Here is a 24,290-nt window from a genome sequence, read left to right on the forward strand (position 1 = left end):
TTATAGGGAGTTATTTCAGGCTGACAAGGGGAAATTTAAAATAACTTTCCGAATGCGTATTTTTTCACCAAAACCACCATTAACATGCCATAAAATAAGCAATTTGCCGTTTTTGCAGCCGTAATCACACTCTCTGATGGCATACTAATGAATAAGAAAAAGCGTAAGGAAGAACATTCATGCCTTTAAATGCCCAACAGATAGCTGCCCAAAAGAATCTTTCCTATGTTCTGGCAGAAAAGCTGGCTCAAAGAATATTAAAAGGTGAATACGCACCCGGCGCTATCCTGCCAGGTGAAATTGAGCTGGGCGATCAGTTTGGCGTAAGCCGAACTGCGGTAAGAGAGGCAGTTAAGACATTAACGGCTAAAGGTATGGTATTACCGCGCCCACGTATTGGTACACGCGTTATGCCGCAGGCAAACTGGAACTTCCTCGATCAGGAGCTGCTCACCTGGTGGATGACGGAAGATACTTTCCCACAGGTCATTAAACACTTTCTGGTGATGCGTATTAGCCTGGAGCCTCAAGCCTGTTCACTGGCGGCGACGATTGGTACGGCAGAGCAGAAAGCCCATCTCAATACATTAATGGAAGAGATGGTCGAGCTGAAAAGAAACTTCAGACGCGAACGTTGGATTGAAGTTGATATTGCCTGGCATGAGCACATTTATGAAATGAGCGCGAATCCATTCCTGATATCCTTCGCATCATTGTTCCATTCCGTTTATCAGACCTACTTTACGTCGATTACCTATAACGATGTGGTCAAGCTGGATTTGCACCAGGCCATTGTCGATGCAATAGAAGATAGCGATGGCGAACGCGCTTTTGCCGCCTGTCAGGCATTACTGATAGCACCGAACGAGCTCCCGGATAAATAATCTATGTCAGAAAAGAAATCGCGCAGTATGGCTGGATTGCCATGGATAGCCGCCATGGCCTTTTTTATGCAGGCATTAGATGCCACTATCCTCAACACGGCCTTACCCGCAATAGCACATAGTCTTAACCGCTCCCCGCTTGCCATGCAATCAGCCATTATCAGCTATACCCTGACAGTCGCTATGCTGATCCCGGTGAGTGGATGGTTGGCTGACAGATTCGGGACCCGGCGTGTATTTATGATTGCCGTTAGCCTGTTTACGTTGGGATCGTTGGCTTGTGCACTTTCCAGCTCATTAAGTGAACTGGTGGTTTTCCGCGTGATACAGGGTATCGGTGGCGCAATGATGATGCCTGTTGCCCGTCTGGCATTATTGCGTGCTTACCCGCGCAGCGAACTGCTCCCCGTACTTAATTTCGTGACCATGCCCGGTCTTGTTGGACCGATTTTAGGTCCAGTACTGGGTGGCGTGCTGGTAACGTGGGCCAGTTGGCACTGGATCTTCCTGATTAATATTCCCATCGGCATAGCCGGTATCTTCTATGCCCGCAAATATATGCCGAACTTCACCACACCACGCCGCGGCTTCGATATGACCGGTTTCTTTCTCTTTGGTCTAAGCCTGGTACTGTTTTCCAGCGGTGTTGAGTTGTTTGGCGAGAAACTTGTTGCCAGTTGGGTCGCACTTGGCATTATTCTCGCCAGCATTGTGCTACTGCTCGCCTACATTCGTCATGCGCGTCGCCATCCGACACCGTTGATTGCGCTTCCTATTTTTAAAACGCGAACCTTTTCTGTTGGCATCGCCGGAAACCTTGCTACTCGCCTGGGAACGGGATGCGTACCTTTCTTAATGCCACTGATGCTGCAGGTAGGCTTTGGATACCCGGCACTCATTGCCGGTTGCATGATGGCTCCGACAGCGCTGGGCTCAATTCTGGCGAAATCGATGGTGACGCAGGTACTGCGCCGACTCGGCTACCGGACCACGCTGGTCGGTATTACAGTGTTTATCGGCCTGATGATTGCACAGTTCTCTTTGCAGTCTCCCGCCATGCCGGTCTGGATGCTAATTCTGCCACTGTTCATTTTAGGTATGGCGATGTCCACCCAGTTTACCTCAATGAATACCATTACTCTGGCCGATTTAACTGATGAGAACGCCAGCAGCGGCAACAGTGTTTTAGCCGTTACGCAGCAGCTGTCTATTAGTTTAGGGGTTGCCATTAGTGCCGCGGTTCTGCGTATCTACGAAGGTATGGAAGGAACCAATACGGTTGAACAGTTCCACTATACCTTTATTACAATGGGCGCGATCACCGTCGTATCGGCGCTGATGTTTATGCTGTTAAGAGCCAAAGATGGGCGCAATCTGATCAAAGATCGACATAAGCCTAAACCGACCCCCGCTCCATCAGAACAGGAGTAAGCTGCAAGCGCTGTTGCTGCAATGCGGGCTGTGCCATACGGTGGATTAACACATCAATGGCCAGTTCACCCAACTCATCTTTCGGTTGGTGAATAGTTGTCAGCGGCGGCGTCATATAACGCGCCAGTTCTATATCATCATAACCGACTACCGCCATATCCTGCGGGATATGCAATCCAGACTGATATAAAGCCTGATATGCTCCAACCGCCATCGCGTCATTGCCGGTAAAAACAGCCTGTGGGCGGTCTTTATGCGACAACAGCGTTTGCATAGCTTCAAACCCACCGCCAAACTCGAAGTCACCGGTGATCTCGTAACCGTCCGGGATAGCCAGCCCTGCACGCTTCATTGCCGCGCGATACCCTTCCAGACGCAGACGCGCCGGTGTTTTATCCAGAGGGCCCGTGATGCAGGCAATGCGCGTAAACCCTTTTTCGATCAGATGTTGAGTGGCTAAATCCCCACCTAACAGGGAGTTATCCTGAATCAGATCGCTTTCACCATCAAAAGGCGACCAGTCCATCATCACGGTCGGTATAGAAGGGTAACGCTGCATGATTTCTCTGGAAGGCTGATGTGTTTCCGTGCAGAGCAGCAGCAAGCCGTCTACCCGCTTTTGCATCAACGTTTCCAGATTACGGTTCATACGCTGCTCGTCACCTTCGGTGTTGCACAGCACCAGGCTGTAACCGCGCTCGAAGCAGCTACGTTCAACACCACGAACCAGCTCAGAGTAAAAGGGATTAGTACTGGCTGTGATTAACATGCCAATAGTGCGGGTCTGATTCAGTTTGAGACTACGCGCCAACGCGGAAGGCGCATAGTTAAGCTCTTTGATTGCCGCATCAACTTTGTCAGTGATCGCCTCACTGACAAAGCGATCTTTATTAATGACGTGAGAAACCGTCGACGTGGAAACACCCGCCAGGCGGGCAACGTCCTTCATTGTAGCCAAGCGTTACCTCTGTTGACTTAAAAACGCTTCGATTTCTTCACGCCATGGAACGGAAGGCTGTGCACCTTTACGTGTGACCGCAATCGCGGCGGCAGCATGTGCAAAACGGATGGCTTCCGATAGCGGAGTCTCTTCCAGTAACGCTGTGATTAACGCACCGTTAAAGGTATCTCCGGCAGCGATAGTATCAACCGCGTCAACTTTAAAACCCGGTACTCGCTGACCTTCACCGTTTACACTGGCCCACACACCGCGACTCCCTAAGGTAATCAGTACAGTATGGATCCCTTTCGCGTGCAATGCCTGCGCCGCTTTAGCTGCATCTTCATCGTTTTCTACCCGGATCCCCGTCAGCTTTTCAGCCTCGGTTTCATTCGGGGTAATAATATCCACCAGCGCCAGCAGCTCATCGGATAGTTCACGTGCCGGAGCTGGGTTAAGGGCGACCAGAGTCTTATTCTGATGCGCAATCTTTGCCGCAGCCAGAACGCTTTCGATCGGTGATTCTAATTGCATCAGTAACGCAGACGCCTGAGCAATACGGTCACGCTGTGCTTCTACCAACGCCGGAGAAAGAGCAGCATTCGCGCCGGCATGAATACCGATAACGTTCTCACCTTCGGCATTCACAAAAATCAGCGCCACACCAGTCGATCCACCCGAAATAACGCTAATCGGGGCAATATCAATATTATCGCGAGCTAACTGTTTACGAACACTTTCGCCAATATCGTCATCACCCGTACAGGCAATGAACGCGATATTCGCGCCACTACGCCCTGCAGCAACCGCCTGATTCGCGCCTTTACCGCCAAACGCCACCTGATATTGACTACCGGTTACGGTTTCACCCGGTGTCGGGAAAGAGTTAAGGTTGAGGATGTGATCGGCATTAATGCTGCCAAGAACAACGAGGTTGCCTGCGGTTTTCATGTTAGGTATTCCAAGTCAAAGTGCGCCACCGGGTTAGGGTGGCGCGTGCCCTGCTTTTCTTTTTACGCTTTCATCCTCAGAACAAGATCCAGGGATGGCGTATTTATGTCTCCATCAGGTCGCGAGCGGCCTGAATCGGTATTACTGCTTGATAACCAGCTTCAGGTCAACCGGATATTTAGCCTGAACCTTCTCGCCTTTCAGGACTTTATCCGCAGTCTCAACGCCTTTCGCGCCGATCTGATCCGGCAGCTGAGCAATGGTCGCAGCCAGTTTGCCATCATTTACTGCTTTTTCGCCATCTGGAGTGCCGTCAAATCCAACCACCATCACATCAGATTTACCCGCCGTTTGCAGCGCACGCAGCGCACCCAGCGCCATTTCATCGTTCTGGGCAAATACGGCCTGCACGTCAGGATGCGCGGTCAGCAGGTTCTGCATAACGTTCAGACCTTTAGTGCGGTCGAAGTCTGCCGGCTGGCTGGCCAGTACGTTAAATTTGTGTGCCGCAACGGCCTGCTGGAAACCTTCGCCACGCTCACGCGCCGCAGACGTTCCGGCAATGCCCTGCAGTTCGATAACTTTCGCGCCTTCACCGGCTTTTTTCGCGATGTAATCACCCGCAATTTTTCCGCCCAGCACGTTATCAGACGCAATATGGCTTACCACTTCACCTTTAGACGCTACGCGGTCAAGGGTGATAACCGGAATCTTCGCCTGGTTAGCCATCTTCACGGCGTTACCCACGGCATCGGAGTCAGTTGGGTTGATCAGCAGGATTTTAGTCCCGCGAACCGTTAAGTCCTGAACGTTAGCCAGCTCTTTCGCCGGGTTGTTCTGCGAGTCCAGAATCACCAGGTTGTAGCCCAGCTTATCTGCCTCTTTTTGCGCCCCATCCTTCAGGGAGACAAAGAACGGGTTATTAAGCGTGGAGACCACCAGCGCAATGGTATCTTTCGCCATCGCATTCGCGCTCACGGTGGCGCTCAGCGCAACAGCAGAAACCAGGGTAGCCAGTTTTTTCATGTTCATATTTAAGATGTCCTGTAATCGTTGTTACTGCTTTTTGTTGTCTACCAGTACCGCCAGCAAAATCACCACCGCTTTGACGATCATCTGGTAATAGGAGGATACACCTAACAAATTCAAACCATTATTGAGGAAACCAAGAATCAATGCGCCGATCAGCGTCCCAACAATGCGTCCTTTACCACCCGCCAGGCTGGTACCACCTAATACCACCGCGGCGATAGCATCCAGCTCATAGCCTGTACCTGCCGTCGGTTGTGCAGAGGAAAGACGCGCCACTTCAATGATGCCCGCCAGCGAAGCCAGCAGCCCACAGAGTGAATAGACGATAATTTTGATTTTACTGACGCTGATTCCGGACAGACGCGTTGCCGCTTCGTTACCGCCCAGCGCATAGATATAACGACCCAGACGCGTGTGGTGCAGCATGTACCACGCCGCGAGGAAAACAATCCCCATAATCCACACCGGCGTAGGGATGCCTAATGGACGACCAATCCCGAACCAGCCAAACAGATCGGCATTATCAGTAAAACCGGTGTTTACCGGACTGCCGTTGGTGTAGACCATGGTCACACCGCGCAGCAGCAGCATCATCACCAGGGTCGCGATAAACGCCTGCACGCGACCTTTCGCGACAATCACCCCGGTTACCGCGCCAATGGCAGCGCCGAGCGCCAGAGCAGCAGCAACAGCCACCAGCGCATTGACTTCAATCCCTACAATGGAAGCCGCAACCGCGCCGGTCAGCGCCAGTAAGGAACCGACGGACAGGTCGATACCCGACGTCAGGATGACCAGAGTCATGCCGACCGCCATGATGGCGTTCACCGACGTTTGCTGGAGAATGTTGAACAGGTTATTAACGGTAAAAAAGTTGGGGCTCATGGTGGAAACAATCGCGATCAGCACTAACAGAGCGATGAGCGACTTTTGCTCCAGAAGCCATGCTTTAGTGAAATAACGGCGACCAGAAACAGCCTGGGTAGTCATCTTTTTTACTCCTGATTCACGCGATTAAGCTTGCCCACAGCGGCAGCCATTAATACTTCCTGAGTGGCCTGCTCGCGAGTGAATTCACCGCCGAGATGCCCTTCATGCATAACGATAATTCGATCGCTCATGCCCAATACTTCTGGCATCTCAGAAGAGACCAGAATGATGCTCAGCCCATCGGCCTTAAACTGGTTGATAAGCTGATAGATTTCTTTTTTCGCCCCAACGTCAACGCCGCGCGTTGGTTCATCAAGGATCAGCACTTTTGGTCGGGTCATCAGACCGCGCGCAATCGCTACTTTCTGCTGGTTACCGCCGGAGAGCAGGCCGATAGCCTGTTCCATCGATGGCGTTTTAACATTGAACAGGCGAATAAAATCACCCACCGCCTGCTGCTCATCTTTATGTTTAAGGCTTCCGCCTGCACGGCTGAAATAGCGCAGCGCGGTCAGTGACATGTTCTCTTTCACCGACATGCCGAGCACTAAACCATCGCGTTTACGGTCTTCAGAAATATAGACGATGCCGTTAGCCAGTCCATCCTGCGGCGAACGGGTGACAACTTCATGGCCATCAAGCGTGACGTAGCCGCTGGTGCGCGGCAATGCGCCGTACAACACTTTCATCAGCTCGGTACGTCCAGCCCCCATCAGCCCCGATACGCCAAGGATCTCGCCTTTACGCAGCGTGAATGACACATCGTTTACGCCAGGGCCGCACAGATTATCGACTTTCAGGCGAATATCACCCGGCGCTTTTTCCAGACGCGGGTACTGATCTTCCAGTTTACGTCCCACCATCATTTCAATCAGCGAGTCTTCGGTAAGCGATGCGACTTCACGCTCGGCAATAAACTGCCCGTCGCGAAAGACGGTTACGTCATCGCAAATCTCGAAGATCTCTTTCATGCGGTGAGAAATATAGACAATGCCGCGTCCCTGGGATTTCAGTTCGCGAATGACGCGGAACAGGGATTCGGTTTCAGTATCGGTGAGGGCATCCGTCGGTTCATCCATAATGATGACCTTCGATTCAAAGCTCAGCACTTTGGCGATTTCAACCATCTGCTGATCGCCAATCGACAGCTCACCGACCAGCCTGTCGCTTTTAAAGCGCAGATTGAGTTTGGCGAGCAGCAGATCGGCTTCGGCGTACATCTTCTTCCAGTCTATTTTGCCAAAGCGATTCACAAACTCGCGACCGAGAAAAATGTTCTCGGCAATAGTGAGTTGCGGGATCAGGTTCAGCTCCTGGTGGATGATACCGATTCCGGCTTCCTGGGAGGATTTCGGGCCGTTAAAGGTGGTCTCTTTACCCAGCCACAATAAGGAACCGGCATCACGGGTGTAGATTCCGGTCAGCACCTTCATCATGGTGGATTTGCCCGCGCCGTTTTCGCCTACCAGCGCCATTACGCGGCCTGGGTAGACATTCAGCGCGGCGCCGGATAGCGCTTTTACGCCCGGGAACGCTTTATCGATCCCTTTGAGTTGCAGTAATGCGTTCATGATGGCCTCAGAACGTGACGCCAGCACAGAGAATGATATTCGCATACGGAGAACATTCTCCGCTGCGAATTACCGCCTGACTGTCTGCGGTTTGTTTTTTGAATTGTTCATGCGTGGTGTAACGAATTTCTATGGTGTTTCCCTGGTGTTGTTGCAGTTGCTCAATGTGACTGAGCAACGTTTCGTGGAGTTGCGGATTATGTTGTTTAATTTCCGACGCGAGAATGGCCGCCTCGACCTGCATTTCACGTGTAACCACATCCAATACCTGCATAAAAGAAGGTACGCCCTGGGTTAATGCCATATCGATACGCGTTGTGCTGTTCGGGATGGGTAAACCTGCATCACACACCACCAGCGTATCGGTATGCCCCAGACGGGAGATCACCGATGAAATTTCAGAGTTGAGTACCGTGCCTTTCTTCATTTTCTTTCCCCACTAGCGAAACGTTTCGCTGAAGATAAGTGTAGTTCGAAGAGTGGACAGAAAACCACCGCGACGTTACGAAAATGTGATCACCATCGAAACGTTTCGCAAGGATTATCATGAGATGAAAAGAAAACTGAGAGGGGTCAAACAAAACGCCCCCTTTCACGATGAAAGAGGGCGTTAACAACATTAAATCTCGACCTGCGTACCGAGTTCAATAACCCGGTTCGGTGGGATTTCAAACTGGTCCGGCGCGCGCAGCGCATTGCGCTGTAGCAGCAGATACAGCTTGCCACGCAGGCGCAGATACCATGGTCGTTTGCCGACAATCAACGACTCGTGCGACATGAAGAAGGAGGTTTCCATCATCCGACAGCTTAAGCCTTCCAGACCGCAGCGGTGGAACACTTCTTCAACGTTTGGCGTTTCACGCCAACCGTAGCTGGCCACCACGCGCCAGAAGGTAGGCGACAATTGCTCAATCTGCACTCTACGTACATTGTGTACATAGGGCGCGTCTTCCGTACGCAGCGTCAGCAGAATAACGCGTTCATGCAGCACCTTGTTATGTTTCAGGTTATGCAGCAGCGCAAACGGGATGACGTTCAACGCACGGGACATATACACCGCCGTTCCTGGCACGCGCACCGGTGGGGATTTCTCCAGCGACGCAATCATCGCCTCCAGAGAGTTACCGTGCTCATGCATGCGACGCAACAGACGGAAGCGTTCGCTTTTCCAGGTCGTCATAATAGTGAACATCACCAGACCCAGCGAGAGCGGCAACCAGCCGCCTGAAACGAGCTTATCGAGGTTTGCAGAGAACAACGGAACATCGATGCACAGGAACGCAACCAGGATCAGGAAGACGAAGTATTTATTCCAGTGCCAGTTTTGCCGCGCCACGGTCGTCGACAGAATGGACGTCAGTACCATCGTTCCCGTTACCGCAATACCGTACGCAGCAGCCAGATTACTGGAGTGCTCAAAGCTCACGATCACAATAACCACGGCGAAATAAAGCATCCAGTTTACGAAAGGAATATAGATCTGACCCGATTCCATTTCTGAAGTATGGATAATCCGCATCGGCGATAAATACCCCAGACGCACAGCCTGGCGCGTCAGTGAGAATACGCCGGAAATAACCGCCTGCGAAGCGATTACCGTCGCCAGCGCGGCAAGGATCAGCAGCGGAATCAGCGCCCAGTCCGGTGCCAGCAGGAAGAACGGGTTTTTGATCGCTTCGGGATGCTTTAACAGCAATGCACCCTGACCAAAATAGTTCAAAACCAGCGAAGGCAATACGACGGAGAACCATGCAAGGCGAATCGGTAACTTACCGAAGTGGCCCATATCCGCATACAGCGCTTCAACACCGGTAATCGACAGCACCACCGCGCCCAGCGCAATAAAGGACAGCGTTTTGAATTCCAGGAAGAAATGAACAGCCCAATACGGATTTAGGGCATGCAACACTTCCGGATTTGCAATAATGCTGCGTACACCCAGCACGGCAAGTACCAGGAACCATATCAGCATAATCGGCGCAAACAGCTTACCGACCATGCCGGTACCGTGTTTTTGAATCAAAAACAGCAGGGTAAGTACGATAATAGAGAGAGGAACAATCCAGGTGTCCAGTTGTGGAGCAATAATCTCCAGACCTTCAATCGCCGACATCACCGAAATGGCTGGCGTAATCACCACCTCGCCATAGAAAAAGCTGCCGCCAATCAATCCCATAATCACCAGCATCGAGGTCGTTCGCGCCGACGTATTACGCCCGGCCAACGACATCAACGTCAGGATCCCACCTTCCCCGGCGTTATCAGCACGCATAACAAATGACAGATACTTAACGGAAACAACCAGAATCAGCAGCCAGAAAATCAGCGAGAGAAAACCAAACACGGCATCACGTTCAACGCCAAAACCAAACTGCCCGGACAAACATTCACGAAGCGTATAAAGTGGGCTGGTACCAATATCACCGTAGACAACCCCAATGGCCGCGAGGGTAATCGCAGACAATGATTGCTTATTATCAGTGCTCATAGACTCGTCTTTCGTTTATACACATCATCGTTCAAGCTACCTCCGCGTGGGCTGCATTCGTTATTCCGCCCATCCCAGGGAATAACTCCATTGCCGCCTTGGTGCAGCTTGATTGATATGGTGTATATATAAGAAATGTGTGCGTCGTCCCTTGGCCCACAAAAAGGCGCACAGTATGCACGATTAATCGCAAAATCGTACCCCTAAATGAGACCAGATTAATCTGGCTCAAAGAAAAATAAACGCGCCTTCAGTCTATTACAGCCCAGGGGCTAAACATCTATACTCGCTGTTTAACGCGGTACATTTGGCGAAAGGACGCCACTTCATTATGGCTCACCCACATTTATTAGCGGAAAGAATTTCCCGTCTGAGCAATGCGCTGGAAAAGGGACTTTATGAACGTAGTCACGCCATTCGCCTCTGTCTGCTGGCCGCGCTCAGCGGCGAGAGCGTCTTCTTATTAGGCCCTCCAGGGATAGCGAAAAGCTTAATCGCTCGCCGACTGAAGTTTGCCTTTAAAAATGCCCGTGCTTTCGAATATCTGATGACGCGCTTCTCGACACCTGAAGAGGTCTTTGGCCCGCTATCTATTCAGGCGCTTAAAGACGAAGGTCGATATGAGCGCTTAACAGCAGGCTATCTTCCTGAAGCCGAAATTGTTTTTCTCGATGAAATCTGGAAAGCAGGCCCGGCCATTCTCAACACCCTGCTGACCGCCATTAACGAACGCCACTTCCGCAACGGCGCACACGAGGAGAAAATCCCGATGCGCCTGCTGGTCGCGGCCTCCAACGAACTACCTGAAGCAGACAGCAGCCTGGAAGCATTGTACGACCGTATGCTGATTCGCCTGTGGCTGGATAAAGTACAGGACAAGGCCAACTTCCGGTCCATGCTGTTAAGCCAGCAGGATGAAAGTGACAACCCCGTTCCAACAACGTTACAAGTGACCGATGAAGAGTACTACCAGTGGCAAAAAGACATTGGCAAAATCACGCTTCCCGATCGTGTATTTGAATTGATTTTCACCCTGCGCCAGCAACTGGATGCGCTACCGAACGCCCCCTACGTATCTGACCGTCGCTGGAAAAAAGCAATCCGCTTACTCCAGGCCAGCGCCTTCTTTAGCGGGCGCGATGCCGTTGCGCCTATCGACCTTATTCTGCTGAAAGATTGCCTGTGGTATGACGCGCAAAGCCTGAATCTGATGCAGCAACAAATCGAAATATTGATGACCGGGCACGCCTGGCAGCAGCAGGCAATGTTGACTCGCCTTGGGGCAATAATGCAGCGCCGCATCCAGCTACAGCAGCAGCAAAGTGATAAAACGGCCTTCACGGTAATTCGTCAGGGTGGAATGTTCAGCCGCCGTCCTCATTATGATTTACCGCCGGAAGCCAACACTTCCGTACTGACGCTGCTACTGCAAAAACCCCTAAAACTGCACGATATGGAGGTTATCCATATTGCCTTTGAACGCGGCGCTCTGGAGCAGTGGCTGACTAAAGGCGGTGAGATCCGCGGAAAATTAAACGGTATCGGATTTGCCCAGACGCTGAATATGGAAGTCGACAGCGCTCAGCACCTGGTCGTGCGCGACGTCAGTTTGCAAGGTTCTCGCCTGGCACTACCCGGCGCATCAGAAGAAAGCATGCCCAGTGAGATAAAGCAGCAACTTGAAGCGCTCGACAACGAATGGCACCAGCAGCACAGCGAATTTAGTGAACAGCAAAAATGTCTGTTTATTCATAGTGACTGGTTAGGCCGCATTGAAGCCAGCCTGCAGGACGTCGGTACACAGATCCGACAGGCACAACAATGCTGACCCTTGATACGCTAAATATCATGCTGGCGGTCGGCGAAGAGGGGATGATTGAAGAGATGATCATCGCACTGCTGGCTTCCCCGCAGATGGCGGTCTTTTTCAAAAAATTTCCCCGGCTAAAAAAAGCGATTACTGACGATGTTCCCCGCTGGCGCGAAGCGTTACGTAACCGCCTCAAAGATACCCACGTACCGCCGGAGCTCACAGAAGAGGTCATGTGCTATCAGCAAAGTCAGCTCCTCTCCACTCCGCAGTTTATCGTCCAGCTACCGCAAATATTAGCGCTCCTGCACCGACTCCACTCGCCATGGGCTGGGCAAGCGCAGCAACTGGTTGATGACAACAGTACTTTTACGCCCGCACTGCATACTCTCTTTCTCCAGCGCTGGCGCCTGAGCCTGGTGGTTCAAACCACAACGCTTAATCAGCAGCTACTGGAAGAAGAACGCGAACAGTTGCTCAGTGAAGTGCAGGAACGGATGACGCTCAGTGGTCAACTGGAACCTGTGCTGGCGGAAAATGACAACGCAGCGGGTCGTTTGTGGGATATGAGCGCGGGCCAAATCAAGCGCGGTGATTATCAGTTGATGGTGAAATACGGTGAATTTCTGACGCAACAACCCGAACTCCAGCGCCTGGCCGAACAGTTGGGGCGCTCCAGAGAAGCGAAATCCGTGCCGCGTAAAGACGCGCCAATGGAAACATTCCGTACGCTGGTGCGTGAACCGGCCACCGTCCCGGAGCAGGTGGATGGCATTCAACAAAGCGATGATATCCTGCGTTTACTTCCCCCCGAACTGGCCACGTTGGGTATTACCGAACTGGAATATGAGTTCTATCGGCGGCTGGTGGAAAAGCAGCTCCTGACATACCGCCTGCATGGAGAAGCCTGGCGCGAGAAAGTCACGGAGCGGCCGGTTATCCACCAGGATTTTGACGAGCAGCCTCGTGGGCCCTTTATTGTCTGTGTCGATACCTCGGGTTCGATGGGCGGATTTAACGAACAGTGTGCGAAAGCCTTTTGCCTGGCGCTAATGCGCGTCGCCCTTGCCGATAACCGGCGCTGTTTCATTATGCTGTTTTCAACAGAAGTCGTGCGCTATGAGCTATCCGGTCCGGAGGGTATCGAACAGGCGATCCGCTTTTTAAGTCAGCGCTTTCGTGGCGGCACTGATATTGCCAGCTGTTTTCGCGCCATTATTGAACGCATGCAGGGTCGGGAATGGTTTGATGCCGATGCGGTGGTGATCTCAGATTTTATCGCTCAGCGATTACCTGATGAAGTTGTCAATAAAGTGGGGGAATTGCAGCGAGTGCACCAGCATCGTTTTCATGCTGTGGCGATGTCTGCACATGGCAAACCCGGCATCATGCGCATTTTCGATCATATCTGGCGCTTTGATACCGGGATGCGAAGCCGCCTGCTCAGACGCTGGCGGCGTTAATTTTTACAGCAGAGATGCGACGCTTTCACGGACCTGTGCAGGCCACACACCGCACTGAACCTGGCCAATGTGCGGCAACTGCAGCAGCAGCATCGTCAGGCGTGACTGCCCAATACCGCCACCAATGGTCTGCGGCATTTCACCGCGCAGCAGTGCCTGGTGCCACTCCAGACTCAGGCGATCTTCATCTCCGGTCAGAGCAAGTTGGTGTTTCAGCGCATCGGCATCCACGCGGATCCCCATAGAAGACAGTTCAAACGCATCTTCCAGTACCGGGTTCCAGACCAGAATATCACCGTTCAAACCGGCATGACCCAGTTCGGACGCTGAACTCCAGTCATCATAATCCGGAGCACGAACGTCATGACGGTGGCCGTCACTAAGTTTGCCGCCGATCCCGACCAGGAACACCGCGCCCAGCTCTTTTGCAATCGCACGTTCACGACCTTTTGCGTCAAGATCCGGATAACGAGATAACAGCTCCTGGCTATGCACAAAGTGGATCTGCTCTGGCAGGAACGGTGCCAGACCAAATTCTTTGCTTACCTCAGCTTCGGTGGCCTTAATTCCCGCCCAGATAGCCTCTACCGTGCTTTTCAGAGTGGAAAATTGACGCTCACCGTCGCCCATCACGCGCTCCCAGTCCCACTGATCAACATACACTGAGTGCAGCGGGGAGAGGCGATCTTCATCGGGACGCAGGGCCTTCATGTGCGTGTACAGCCCTTCGCCTGCGCTAAAGTCGTGTTGTCCTAACGTTTGACGCTTCCACTTCGCCAAGGAATGAACCACTTCGAATTGAGCGTCCGGCAATGCTTTAACCTTCACCTGCACCGCTTTTTCACAGCCCGACAAGTTATCCTGCGTGCCATCTCCTACGCGGCTGAGGATCGGTGCCTGAACTTCGATCAGACCTAAACGCTCTTCCAGCTGGCGAGAAAAATGAGATTTTACGAAGCTAATTTGACGTTGTTTGGCAATGTAAGCGGTTTTCATTATGTGTACTCCTGTGTCCTGTTGCCTATGATTAAGCAACAGAATGGAGGTAATATTCAATAATCCACAAACAAAAAGCCGACTTCAATTTTGATTCGTTAAAAATAACGTCTAAAATAGAGTGAATCATTAATCTACATAAGAAAAACCTATGGAAAATTATCAGATCGACAATCTGGACCGCGGCATTCTTGACGCCCTGATGGAAAATGCCCGTACCGCCTACGCTGAATTAGCTAAACAGTTCGGCGTCAGCCCGGGGACAATTCACGTTCGTGTAGAAAAGATGAAGCAGGCTGGGATTATTACCGGCGCGCGAATTGATGTCAGTCCAAAACAACTGGGTTATGACGTCGGCTGCTTTATCGGCATTATCCTGAAAAGTGCAAAAGACTATCCGTCAGCGCTGGCCAGACTGGAAAGTCTCGATGAAGTGACCGAGGCGTATTACACCACCGGGCACTACAGCATCTTTATTAAGGTAATGTGTAAATCTATCGATGCCCTGCAACAGGTACTTATCAACAAGATCCAAACAATTGATGAAATTCAGTCCACTGAAACCTTGATCGTCTTGCAGAACCCGATCATGCGTACCATCAAGCCCTGATCGCTTTTTTTAATCCCCTATTTTTCCACAGGTAGATCCCAACTCGCTCACAGCGTACAATGCTGCCTCTTCATCGAGGTAGCGATCAATGGCAGATATCACTCTTATCAGCGGCAGCACGCTTGGCAGTGCGGAATATGTAGCAGAACATCTGGCAGAAAAGCTGGATGACGCCGGTTTTTCCAGCGAAATACTGCATGGACCGATGCTCGACGAGGTTCCGACTCAAGGGGTTTGGCTGGTTATCAGCTCAACGCACGGTGCGGGAGACATTCCGGATAACCTGCAACCTTTATATGACGCATTGCGTGAGCAGAAACCGGATCTTTCGCAGGTACGCTTTGGTGCCATCGGCATTGGTAGCCGCGAATATGACACGTTCTGCGGTGCGATTGACAAGCTGGAAGCTGAACTGAAGGCCTGCGGGGCGAAACAGATCGGTGAAACGCTCAGGATCAACGTACTGGAACATGAGATTCCGGAAGATCCGGCAGAGATTTGGCTGGGATCCTGGCATCCATTGCTCAGAAATTTGTAAAGATCGTACTTTTTTATGTGGATAACTCTGGTTAAAAGCTTGGATCAACCGGTAGTTATCCAAAGAATAACTGTTGTTCAGTTTTTGAGTTGTGTATAACCCTTCATTCTGATCCCAGCTTATACGGACCAGGATCACCGATCATTCACAGCTAATGATCCTCAACAACCCGTTGATCTTATTCAAAGGATCGCCCTTATCCACAGATAGTTGCGATCCTAATAAGAGATCACAATAAAACAGATCTCTAAATAAAAAGATCTTCTTTTTAATACCCAGGATCCGAGGTCTTTCTCCATCGACTAAAGTTGAGTAGAATCCACGGCCCGGGCTTCAATCAATTTTCACACCGCGTTATGCGAGGCAATTACCATGTTTTATCAGGATCCTTTTGACGTCATCATCATTGGCGGGGGTCATGCAGGCACCGAGGCTGCAATGGCCGCGGCGCGAATGGGTCAACAGACCCTGCTGTTGACACACAATATCGACACTCTGGGACAGATGAGCTGTAACCCGGCGATTGGCGGCATTGGGAAGGGACACCTGGTAAAAGAAGTGGATGCGCTTGGCGGCCTGATGGCAACCGCAATTGACCATGCTGGTATCCAGTTTAGAATACTAAACGCCAGCAAAGGCCCGGCAGTTCGCGCCACCCGTGCTCAGGCGGATCGCGTGCTCTATCGTCAGGCTGTACGTACTGCGTTGGAGAACCAGCCGAATCTGATGATCTTCCAGCAAGCGGTTGAAGATCTGATTGTTGAAAACGATCGTGTTGTCGGTGCAGTGACTCAGATGGGTCTGAAGTTCCGTGCCAAAGCGGTTGTATTAACCGTAGGGACTTTCCTCGACGGGAAAATTCACATTGGTCTGGACAACTACAGCGGTGGCCGTGCTGGCGATCCGCCGTCTATCCCACTGTCACGTCGCCTGCGTGAGCTACCGCTGCGCGTTAGCCGTCTGAAAACCGGCACACCGCCGCGTATAGATGCGCGTACCATCGATTTCAGCGTACTTGGCCAGCAAAACAGCGATAACCCAATGCCGGTCTTTTCGTTCCTTGGCGATGTTTCTCAACATCCGCGCCAGATGCCGTGCTACATCACGCATACTAACGAGAAAACCCATGATGTGATCCGTAATAACCTCGATCGTAGCCCGATGTATGCTGGCGTGATCGAAGGTATCGGCCCACGTTACTGCCCGTCGATCGAAGACAAAGTGATGCGCTTTGCCGATCGTAACCAGCACCAGATCTTCCTTGAACCGGAAGGACTGACGTCTAACGAAATTTACCCGAACGGTATTTCCACCAGCCTGCCGTTTGACGTGCAGATGCAAATTGTCCGCTCCATGCAGGGGATGGAAAATGCCAAAATTGTCCGTCCTGGCTATGCTATTGAGTATGATTTCTTCGATCCACGCGATCTGAAGCCAACCCTGGAAAGTAAGTTCATTCAAGGTCTGTTCTTTGCTGGTCAGATTAACGGTACAACCGGTTACGAAGAAGCCGCTGCGCAAGGTTTGCTGGCGGGTCTGAACGCCGCACGCTTGTCCGCTGACAAAGAGGGGTGGGCACCTGCGCGTTCTCAGGCCTATCTTGGTGTGCTGGTGGATGACCTGTGTACGCTGGGCACCAAAGAACCGTACCGCATGTTTACTTCGCGTGCAGAATACCGTTTGATGCTGCGCGAAGATAACGCCGATCTCCGTCTGACCGAAATTGGTCGTGAACTGGGTCTGGTGGGGGATGAACGCTGGGCGCGCTTCAATGAAAAACTGGAACGCATCGAACAAGAACGCCAGCGTCTGAAATCTACCTGGGTGAACCCGCTTGCCGAATCTGCAGCAGAAGTGAATGCTCACCTGGCTACGCCTCTGTCACGCGAGGCCAGTGGTGAAGATCTGCTGCGTCGTCCGGACATGACCTATGCACAGCTGACGTCATTGTCTGTATTTGCACCCGCGCTTGATGATCCTCAGGCGGCTGAACAGGTTGAAATTCAGGTTAAGTACGAAGGTTATATTGCCCGTCAGCAGGATGAAATCGAAAGACAACAGCGTAACGAGAATACGTTGCTGCCTGCGACTCTGGATTATCGTCAGGTTTCCGGTTTGTCGAATGAAGTTATTGCCAAGCTGAACGATCACAAACCGGTATCAATCGGCCAGGCATCGCGCATTTCAGGTGTCACGCCTGCCGCCATCTCCATTCTGCTGGTTTGGCTGAAAAAACAAGGTATGCTGCGCCGTAGCGCTTAATCACACTATTTGGGCGGGGGCGCTTCGCTTGCCCGCCCTGCAAATTTGTCGACCCGATACGCTATAGCTTATCGGGTCATTGATTATTAACAGGTAACGACCGTGCTCAACAAACTCTCTCGTCTGCTGGCTGATGCTGGTATTTCTCTTACCGATCACCAGAAAAATCAGCTGATTGCGTATGTCGATATGCTGCACAAATGGAATAAAGCGTACAACCTGACATCGGTGCGGGATCCCAACGAAATGCTGGTGCGCCATATTCTGGACAGCATTGTTGTCGCCCCCCATCTGCAAGGCGAGCGTTTTATTGATGTCGGCACGGGACCGGGCTTACCAGGAATTCCTCTTTCTATCGTGCGTCCTGAGGCGCATTTTACTCTGCTGGATAGTCTGGGAAAACGCGTACGTTTTCTGCGTCAGGTACAACATGAACTTAAACTGGATAACATCACTCCAGTGCAAAGCAGGGTAGAAGAATTCCCTTCCGAGCCACCTTTTGATGGCGTGATAAGTCGTGCTTTTGCATCTCTTAACGACATGCTGAGCTGGTGCCACCATTTACCTGGTCAAAACGGGCGTTTTTATGCTTTAAAAGGGCAATTACCGGAAGATGAGATCGCCACATTGCCTGCGGCGTTCAGCGTCGAATCAGTTGTAAAATTACGGGTTCCACAACTGGATGGTGAGCGTCATTTGGTGGTTATTAAGCCAAACAAAATTTAATTTTTATCAAAAAAAATAGAAAAAAAACGGCTCTTCAGGTGTTAAAAGTCATAGGGAATAGTGTGGTTAAATGTCGTTACATTTCACTAATGTCTTACGGTTTTGCATCATAACTATAACGTACCGTTTTTTGTTAAAAGTGAAACAAGTCAACTGTGAAAATATCAGCCTGCTAAAAATGGAATCAAAGAATCACCGCTTGTGTTAATTTTTTATTATAAATGTCAATGGGTGGTTTTTTTGTTGTTATTCGCTATTTTTAAAACAGTAACGGATTTTAGGCTTAAATATCAAAAAGTTGAAATGGCATCATTTGCCAAGTAAATAAATAGTGCAGGGGCGAATATGCTTAATATGTGATCTGGTGCACGCTTTGCAGCCAGTGTTTACGCGGCTTTTGCAGTTTTGCATGATCGTTCACAGTTTGCCGAAAAGTAATAAATGTGGCCTGGAGAAAAATATTTAAACATTTATTCACTTTTTAGCTACTTATTGTTTGAAATCACGAAGCCGCACCGTATAATTTGACCGCTTTTTGATGCTTGACTCTAAGCCATAAAGAACGTTTTATACGACACGCGGCATACCTCGAAGGGAGCAGGAGTAAAAACGTGATGTCTATGTCGCTCTTGAGTCGAAACGTTGCTCGTAAGCTTTTGCTCACACAGCTTCTGGCGGTAATAGCAAGTGGATTGCTGTTTAGCCTCAAAGACCCTTTCTGGGGCATCTCCGCATTGTGCGGGGGATTGGCAGTGTTACTGCCTAATATGTTGTTTATGATATTTGCCTGGCGTCACCAGGCACATACACCAGCAAAGGGCCGAGTGGCCTGGACGTTCGCTTTCGGCGAAGCCTTCAAGGTGTTAGCTATGCTGGTTTTGCTTGTGGTGGCGTTGGCGGTTTTGAAGGCGGTGTTCTTACCGCTGATCGTTACGTGGGTTTTGGTGCTGGTGGTTCAGATACTGGCACCGGCTGTAATTAACAACAAAGGGTAAAAGGCATCATGGCTTCTGAAAATATGACGCCGCAGGAATACATAGGGCACCATCTGAATAACCTTCAGTTGGACCTGCGTACTTTCTCGCTGGTAGATCCGCATAACCCCCCAGCCACCTTCTGGACGCTCAATATTGACTCCATGTTCTTCTCGGTGGTGCTGGGTCTGTTGTTCCTGCTTATGTTCCGTAGCGTTGCTAAAAAGGCAACCAGCGGCGTACCAGGGAAATTTCAGACCGCGATTGAGCTGGTAATCGGCTTTGTTCATGGCAGTGTCAAAGACATGTACCATGGCAAAAGCAAGGTTATCGCACCGCTTGCCCTGACGATCTTCGTTTGGGTCTTCCTGATGAACCTGATGGATTTACTGCCAATCGACCTGCTGCCGTATATTGCTGAGCATATACTGGGCCTGCCGGCGCTGCGCGTGGTTCCGTCTGCGGACGTAAACATCACCCTGTCGATGGCGCTGGGCGTGTTTATCCTGATTCTGTTCTACAGCATCAAAATGAAAGGCATCGGCGGCTTCGCGAAAGAGTTGACGCTGCAGCCGTTCAATCACTGGGCGTTCATTCCTGTCAACTTAATCCTTGAAGGGGTAAGCCTGCTGTCCAAACCAGTTTCTCTTGGTCTGCGACTGTTCGGCAACATGTACGCTGGTGAGCTGATTTTCATTCTGATTGCTGGTCTGTTGCCGTGGTGGTCACAGTGGATTCTGAATGTGCCGTGGGCCATTTTCCACATACTGATTATCACGCTGCAAGCCTTCATCTTCATGGTTCTGACGATTGTCTATCTGTCGATGGCGTCTGAAGAGCATTAATTTACCAACACTACTACGTTTTAACTGAAACAAACTGGAGACTGTCATGGAAAACCTGAATATGGATCTGCTGTACATGGCTGCCGCTGTGATGATGGGTCTGGCGGCAATCGGTGCTGCGATCGGTATCGGCATCCTCGGGGGTAAATTCCTGGAAGGCGCAGCGCGTCAACCTGATCTGATTCCTCTGCTGCGTACTCAGTTCTTTATCGTTATGGGTCTGGTGGATGCTATCCCGATGATCGCTGTAGGTCTGGGTCTGTACGTGATGTTCGCTGTCGCGTAGTAAGCGTTGCTTGAATTAAGAGCAATATCAGAACGTTAACTAGATAGAGGCATTGTGCTGTGAATCTTAACGCAACAATCCTCGGCCAGGCCATCGCGTTTGTCCTGTTCGTTCTGTTCTGCATGAAGTACGTATGGCCGCCATTAATGGCAGCCATCGAAAAACGTCAAAAAGAAATTGCTGACGGTCTTGCTTCTGCTGAACGAGCACATAAGGATCTTGACCTTGCAAAGGCCAGCGCGACTGACCAGCTGAAAAAAGCGAAGGCGGAAGCTCAGGTAATTATCGAGCAGGCGAACAAACGCCGTGCTCAGATCCTGGACGAAGCTAAAACTGAAGCAGAGCAGGAACGTACTAAAATCGTGGCACAAGCGCAGGCGGAAATTGACGCCGAGCGTAAACGTGCTCGCGAAGAGCTGCGTAAGCAAGTTGCTGTCCTGGCTGTTGCTGGCGCCGAGAAGATCATCGAACGTTCCGTGGATGAAGCTGCTAACAGCGACATCGTGGACAAACTTGTCGCTGAACTGTAAGGAGGGAGGGGCTGATGTCTGAATTTATTACGGTAGCTCGCCCCTACGCCAAAGCAGCTTTTGACTTTGCCGTTGAGCACCAAAGCGTTGACCGTTGGCAGGATATGCTGACGTTTGCCGCTGAGGTGACGAAGAACGAACAAATGGCAGAGCTTCTCTCTGGCGCGCTGGCGCCGGAAACGCTCGCTGAGTCGTTTATCGCAATCTGCGGTGAGCAGTTGGACGAAAATGGCCAGAACCTGATTAAGGTAATGGCTGAAAATAACCGTCTTAATGCGCTCCCGGATGTTCTTGAGCAGTTTATTCACCTGCGTGCAGCCAGTGAGGCTATCTCTGAGGTAGAAGTCACTTCTGCCAATGCACTGAGTGATGAACAGCTTACGAAGATTAGTGCAGCGATGGAAAAACGTCTGTCACGCAAAGTTAAGCTGAATTGCAAAATCGATAAGTCTGTAATGGCAGGCGTAATCATCCGTGCGGGTGATATGGTCATTGATGGCAGCGTACGCGGCCGTCTTGAGCGCCTTGCAGACGTCTTGCAGTCTTAAGGGGACTGGAGCATGCAACTGAATTCCACCGAAATCAGCGAACTGATCAAGCAGCGCATTGCTCAGTTCAGTGTTGTGAGTGAAGCTCACAACGAAGGTACTATTGTTTCTGTAAGTGACGGTGTTATCCGCATCCACGGTCTTGCTGACTGTATGCAGGGGGAAATGATCTCTCTGCCGGGTAACCGTTATGCTATCGCACTGAACCTGGAGCGCGACTCCGTAGGTGCAGTTGTGATGGGTCCATACGCTGACCTCGCCGAAGGCATGAAGGTTAAGTGTACGGGTCGTATTCTGGAAGTTCCGGTTGGCCGTGGCCTGCTGGGTCGTGTGGTGAACACTCTGGGTTCCCCGATTGACGGTAAAGGTCCGGTTGATAACGATGGCTTCTCGCCAATCGAAGTTATCGCACCAGGCGTAATCGAACGTCAGTCCGTAGATCAGCCGGTACAGACCGGTTATAAATCCGTTGATGCCATGATCCCAATCGGTCGTGGTCAGCGTGAGTTGATCATCGGTGACCGTCAGACCGGTAAAACCGCGATGGCAATCGATGCCATCATCAACCAGCGTGACTCCGGCATCAAATGTGTGTATGTGGCTATCGGCCAGAAAGCGTCCACCATTTCTAACGTGGTTCGTAAACTGGAAGAACACGGCGCACTGTCCAACACCATCGTTGTTGTGGCGACCGCGTCTGAATCTGCTGCACTGCAATATCTGGCACCTTATGCTGGTTGCGCAATGGGCGAATACTTCCGTGACCGCGGTGAAGATGCACTGATCGTTTATGATGACCTGTCCAAACAGGCTGTTGCTTACCGTCAGGTTTCCCTGCTGCTCCGTCGTCCACCAGGACGTGAAGCATTCCCGGGCGACGTATTTTACCTCCACTCCCGTCTGCTTGAACGTGCTTCCCGCGTTAACGCGGAATACGTTGAGAAATTCACCAATGGTGAAGTTAAAGGTAAAACTGGCTCCCTGACCGCTCTGCCGATTATCGAAACCCAGGCGGGTGACGTTTCCGCGTTCGTTCCGACCAACGTAATTTCCATTACCGATGGTCAGATCTTCCTGGAAACCAACCTGTTCAACTCCGGTATTCGTCCGGCAGTTAACCCGGGTATCTCCGTATCCCGTGTAGGTGGCGCAGCGCAGACCAAGATCATCAAGAAACTGTCCGGTGGTATCCGTACCGCGCTGGCACAGTATCGTGAACTGGCAGCGTTTTCTCAGTTCGCTTCCGACCTTGACGAAGCTACGCGTAAGCAGCTGAGCCACGGTCAGAAAGTAACTGAACTGCTGAAGCAGAAACAGTATGCCCCAATGTCTGTTGCACAGCAGGGCGTGGTGCTGTTTGCGGCTGAACGCGGTTACCTCGAAGATGTGGAACTGGCGAAAATCGGTAGCTTCGAAGCCGCTCTGCTGGCTTACGTTGACCGTGATCACGCTCCGCTGATGCAAGAGATTAACCAGTCCGGTGGCTATAACGATGAAATCGAAGGCAAGCTGAAAGCTATCCTCGATTCCTTCAAAGCAACCCAGTCCTGGTAACGTCTGGCGGTCTGTCTTAGGGCGGACCGCAAGGCATTGAGGAGAAGCTCATGGCCGGCGCAAAAGAGATACGTAGTAAGATCGCAAGCGTCCAGAACACGCAGAAGATCACTAAAGCGATGGAGATGGTCGCCGCTTCCAAAATGCGTAAATCGCAGGATCGCATGGCGGCCAGCCGTCCTTATGCAGAGACCATGCGCAAAGTGATTGGTCACCTTGCGAATGGTAATCTGGAATATAAGCACCCTTACCTGGAAGAACGCGACGTTAAGCGCGTGGGCTACCTGGTGGTGTCGACCGACCGTGGTCTGTGCGGTGGCTTGAACATTAACCTGTTCAAAAAGCTGCTGGCGGATATGAAAACATGGTCCGATAAAGGCGTTCAGTGCGACATCGCAATGATCGGCTCTAAGGGCGTGTCTTTCTTTAATTCCGTAGGCGGTAACGTGGTTGCTCAGGTAACCGGTATGGGGGATAACCCTTCCCTGTCCGAACTGATCGGCCCGGTTAAAGTGATGCTGCAGGCCTATGATGAAGGTCGTCTGGACAGACTGTACGTTGTCAGCAACAAATTTATTAACACCATGTCTCAGGTTCCTACTCTCACTCAACTGCTGCCTTTACCGGCTTCAGAAGATGAAGAGTTAAAACAAAAAGCCTGGGATTACCTGTATGAACCAGACCCGAAACCGCTGCTGGATACCCTGCTGCGTCGTTACGTTGAATCTCAGGTTTATCAGGGCGTGGTAGAAAACCTGGCCAGCGAGCAGGCCGCACGTATGGTGGCGATGAAAGCCGCGACCGACAATGGCGGCAGCCTGATTAAAGAGCTGCAGTTGGTATACAACAAAGCTCGTCAGGCCAGCATTACTCAGGAACTCACCGAAATCGTCGGTGGTGCATCCGCGGTATAACCAGGTT

23 protein-coding genes are annotated in these 24,290 nt (G+C 51.2%); 15 read left to right on the forward strand and 8 right to left on the reverse strand.

Annotated elements, in window-relative coordinates:
• The first annotated feature begins 179 nt into the window (after positions 1 to 179).
• Both FDX03_RS21805 and mdtD read left to right on the forward strand, forming a co-directional pair.
• Positions 180 to 884, forward strand: coding sequence for a FadR/GntR family transcriptional regulator (locus FDX03_RS21805; RefSeq protein WP_137346577.1), 705 nt, complete (start codon positions 180 to 182; stop codon positions 882 to 884).
• 3 nt (positions 885 to 887) lie between these two features.
• The gene (gene mdtD, locus FDX03_RS21810) at positions 888 to 2,315 is read left to right on the forward strand and encodes a multidrug transporter subunit MdtD (RefSeq protein ID WP_061066903.1); all 1,428 of its coding nucleotides are present in this window, start codon (positions 888 to 890) and stop codon (positions 2,313 to 2,315) included.
• Here the strand turns inward: mdtD and rbsR are convergent.
• From rbsR to kup, 7 genes are all read right to left on the reverse strand, one after another.
• Positions 2,281 to 3,273 (reverse strand): ribose operon transcriptional repressor RbsR, encoded by a 993-nt coding sequence (gene rbsR / locus FDX03_RS21815; protein ID WP_137346578.1) that lies wholly within the window; start codon positions 3,271 to 3,273, stop codon positions 2,281 to 2,283. The genes mdtD and rbsR overlap by 35 nt on opposite strands.
• A 3-nt stretch (positions 3,274 to 3,276) precedes the next feature.
• Positions 3,277 to 4,206 (reverse strand): ribokinase, encoded by a 930-nt coding sequence (gene rbsK, locus FDX03_RS21820; protein WP_137346579.1) that lies wholly within the window; start codon positions 4,204 to 4,206, stop codon positions 3,277 to 3,279.
• A 141-nt stretch (positions 4,207 to 4,347) separates the two neighbouring features.
• Positions 4,348 to 5,238, reverse strand: a complete 891-nt coding sequence (gene rbsB, locus FDX03_RS21825; RefSeq protein WP_003023760.1) for a ribose ABC transporter substrate-binding protein RbsB — start codon at positions 5,236 to 5,238, stop codon at positions 4,348 to 4,350.
• Between the two features lie 24 nt (positions 5,239 to 5,262).
• Positions 5,263 to 6,228 (reverse strand): ribose ABC transporter permease, encoded by a 966-nt coding sequence (gene rbsC / locus FDX03_RS21830; protein WP_003826999.1) that lies wholly within the window; start codon positions 6,226 to 6,228, stop codon positions 5,263 to 5,265.
• A 5-nt stretch (positions 6,229 to 6,233) separates the two neighbouring features.
• Positions 6,234 to 7,739 (reverse strand): ribose ABC transporter ATP-binding protein RbsA, encoded by a 1,506-nt coding sequence (rbsA, locus tag FDX03_RS21835; protein ID WP_003023764.1) that lies wholly within the window; start codon positions 7,737 to 7,739, stop codon positions 6,234 to 6,236.
• 7 nt (positions 7,740 to 7,746) lie between these two features.
• Positions 7,747 to 8,166 (reverse strand): D-ribose pyranase, encoded by a 420-nt coding sequence (rbsD, locus tag FDX03_RS21840; RefSeq protein ID WP_003023766.1) that lies wholly within the window; start codon positions 8,164 to 8,166, stop codon positions 7,747 to 7,749.
• A gap of 192 nt (positions 8,167 to 8,358) precedes the next feature.
• Complete coding sequence (gene kup, locus FDX03_RS21845) at positions 8,359 to 10,227, reverse strand: low affinity potassium transporter Kup (protein WP_048213793.1); 1,869 nt, start codon at positions 10,225 to 10,227, stop codon at positions 8,359 to 8,361.
• A 331-nt stretch (positions 10,228 to 10,558) separates the two neighbouring features.
• On the opposite strand from kup, the gene ravA reads away from it, so the two are divergent.
• The gene (ravA, locus tag FDX03_RS21850) at positions 10,559 to 12,055 is read left to right on the forward strand and encodes an ATPase RavA (RefSeq protein WP_048213792.1); all 1,497 of its coding nucleotides are present in this window, start codon (positions 10,559 to 10,561) and stop codon (positions 12,053 to 12,055) included.
• Positions 12,049 to 13,500 (forward strand): ATPase RavA stimulator ViaA, encoded by a 1,452-nt coding sequence (viaA, locus tag FDX03_RS21855; RefSeq protein WP_048213791.1) that lies wholly within the window; start codon positions 12,049 to 12,051, stop codon positions 13,498 to 13,500. The genes ravA and viaA overlap by 7 nt, the downstream gene beginning before the upstream one ends.
• A gap of 3 nt (positions 13,501 to 13,503) precedes the next feature.
• Here viaA and asnA read toward each other — a convergent pair whose 3' ends face one another.
• Positions 13,504 to 14,496, reverse strand: a complete 993-nt coding sequence (gene asnA, locus FDX03_RS21860; RefSeq protein WP_137346580.1) for an aspartate--ammonia ligase — start codon at positions 14,494 to 14,496, stop codon at positions 13,504 to 13,506.
• Positions 14,497 to 14,647: 151 nt separating this feature from the next.
• On the opposite strand from asnA, the gene asnC reads away from it, so the two are divergent.
• The 11 genes from asnC to atpG all read left to right on the forward strand — a co-directional run bounded on the left by asnC (position 14,648) and on the right by atpG (position 24,283).
• A complete protein-coding gene (gene asnC / locus FDX03_RS21865; RefSeq protein WP_003023780.1) occupies positions 14,648 to 15,106 on the forward strand; it encodes a transcriptional regulator AsnC in 459 nt (152 codons plus the stop codon).
• Positions 15,107 to 15,194: 88 nt separating this feature from the next.
• The gene (mioC, locus tag FDX03_RS21870) at positions 15,195 to 15,644 is read left to right on the forward strand and encodes an FMN-binding protein MioC (RefSeq protein WP_116360306.1); all 450 of its coding nucleotides are present in this window, start codon (positions 15,195 to 15,197) and stop codon (positions 15,642 to 15,644) included.
• Between the two features lie 372 nt (positions 15,645 to 16,016).
• Positions 16,017 to 17,906, forward strand: coding sequence for a tRNA uridine-5-carboxymethylaminomethyl(34) synthesis enzyme MnmG (gene mnmG / locus FDX03_RS21875; protein WP_061066899.1), 1,890 nt, complete (start codon positions 16,017 to 16,019; stop codon positions 17,904 to 17,906).
• Positions 17,907 to 18,008: 102 nt separating this feature from the next.
• Positions 18,009 to 18,632, forward strand: coding sequence for a 16S rRNA (guanine(527)-N(7))-methyltransferase RsmG (gene rsmG / locus FDX03_RS21880; RefSeq protein ID WP_048213788.1), 624 nt, complete (start codon positions 18,009 to 18,011; stop codon positions 18,630 to 18,632).
• 614 nt (positions 18,633 to 19,246) lie between these two features.
• Complete coding sequence (gene atpI, locus FDX03_RS21885) at positions 19,247 to 19,627, forward strand: F0F1 ATP synthase subunit I (RefSeq protein WP_048213787.1); 381 nt, start codon at positions 19,247 to 19,249, stop codon at positions 19,625 to 19,627.
• 8 nt (positions 19,628 to 19,635) lie between these two features.
• Positions 19,636 to 20,451 (forward strand): F0F1 ATP synthase subunit A, encoded by an 816-nt coding sequence (atpB, locus tag FDX03_RS21890; protein ID WP_005121454.1) that lies wholly within the window; start codon positions 19,636 to 19,638, stop codon positions 20,449 to 20,451.
• Positions 20,452 to 20,497: 46 nt separating this feature from the next.
• A complete protein-coding gene (gene atpE, locus FDX03_RS21895) occupies positions 20,498 to 20,737 on the forward strand; it encodes a F0F1 ATP synthase subunit C (RefSeq protein ID WP_000429386.1) in 240 nt (79 codons plus the stop codon).
• 59 nt (positions 20,738 to 20,796) lie between these two features.
• Positions 20,797 to 21,267: a F0F1 ATP synthase subunit B gene (atpF, locus tag FDX03_RS21900; RefSeq protein ID WP_040232304.1), complete on the forward strand. Its 471-nt coding sequence runs from the start codon at positions 20,797 to 20,799 to the stop codon at positions 21,265 to 21,267.
• Positions 21,268 to 21,281: 14 nt separating this feature from the next.
• Entirely contained in the window at positions 21,282 to 21,815 is a 534-nt protein-coding gene (gene atpH / locus FDX03_RS21905; RefSeq protein ID WP_048213786.1) for a F0F1 ATP synthase subunit delta, read from the forward strand.
• Between the two features lie 12 nt (positions 21,816 to 21,827).
• Positions 21,828 to 23,369 carry a F0F1 ATP synthase subunit alpha gene (gene atpA, locus FDX03_RS21910; protein ID WP_003827026.1) on the forward strand — a complete coding sequence of 514 codons (1,542 nt, stop codon included), beginning with the start codon at positions 21,828 to 21,830 and terminating at the stop codon, positions 23,367 to 23,369.
• 50 nt (positions 23,370 to 23,419) lie between these two features.
• Positions 23,420 to 24,283 carry a F0F1 ATP synthase subunit gamma gene (gene atpG, locus FDX03_RS21915; protein WP_005121458.1) on the forward strand — a complete coding sequence of 288 codons (864 nt, stop codon included), beginning with the start codon at positions 23,420 to 23,422 and terminating at the stop codon, positions 24,281 to 24,283.
• Positions 24,284 to 24,290: the final 7 nt, after the last annotated feature.

The sequence above is a fragment of the Citrobacter sp. wls827 genome, from assembly GCF_005280875.1.
In the GTDB taxonomy this organism is placed as follows: domain Bacteria; phylum Pseudomonadota; class Gammaproteobacteria; order Enterobacterales; family Enterobacteriaceae; genus Citrobacter; species Citrobacter youngae.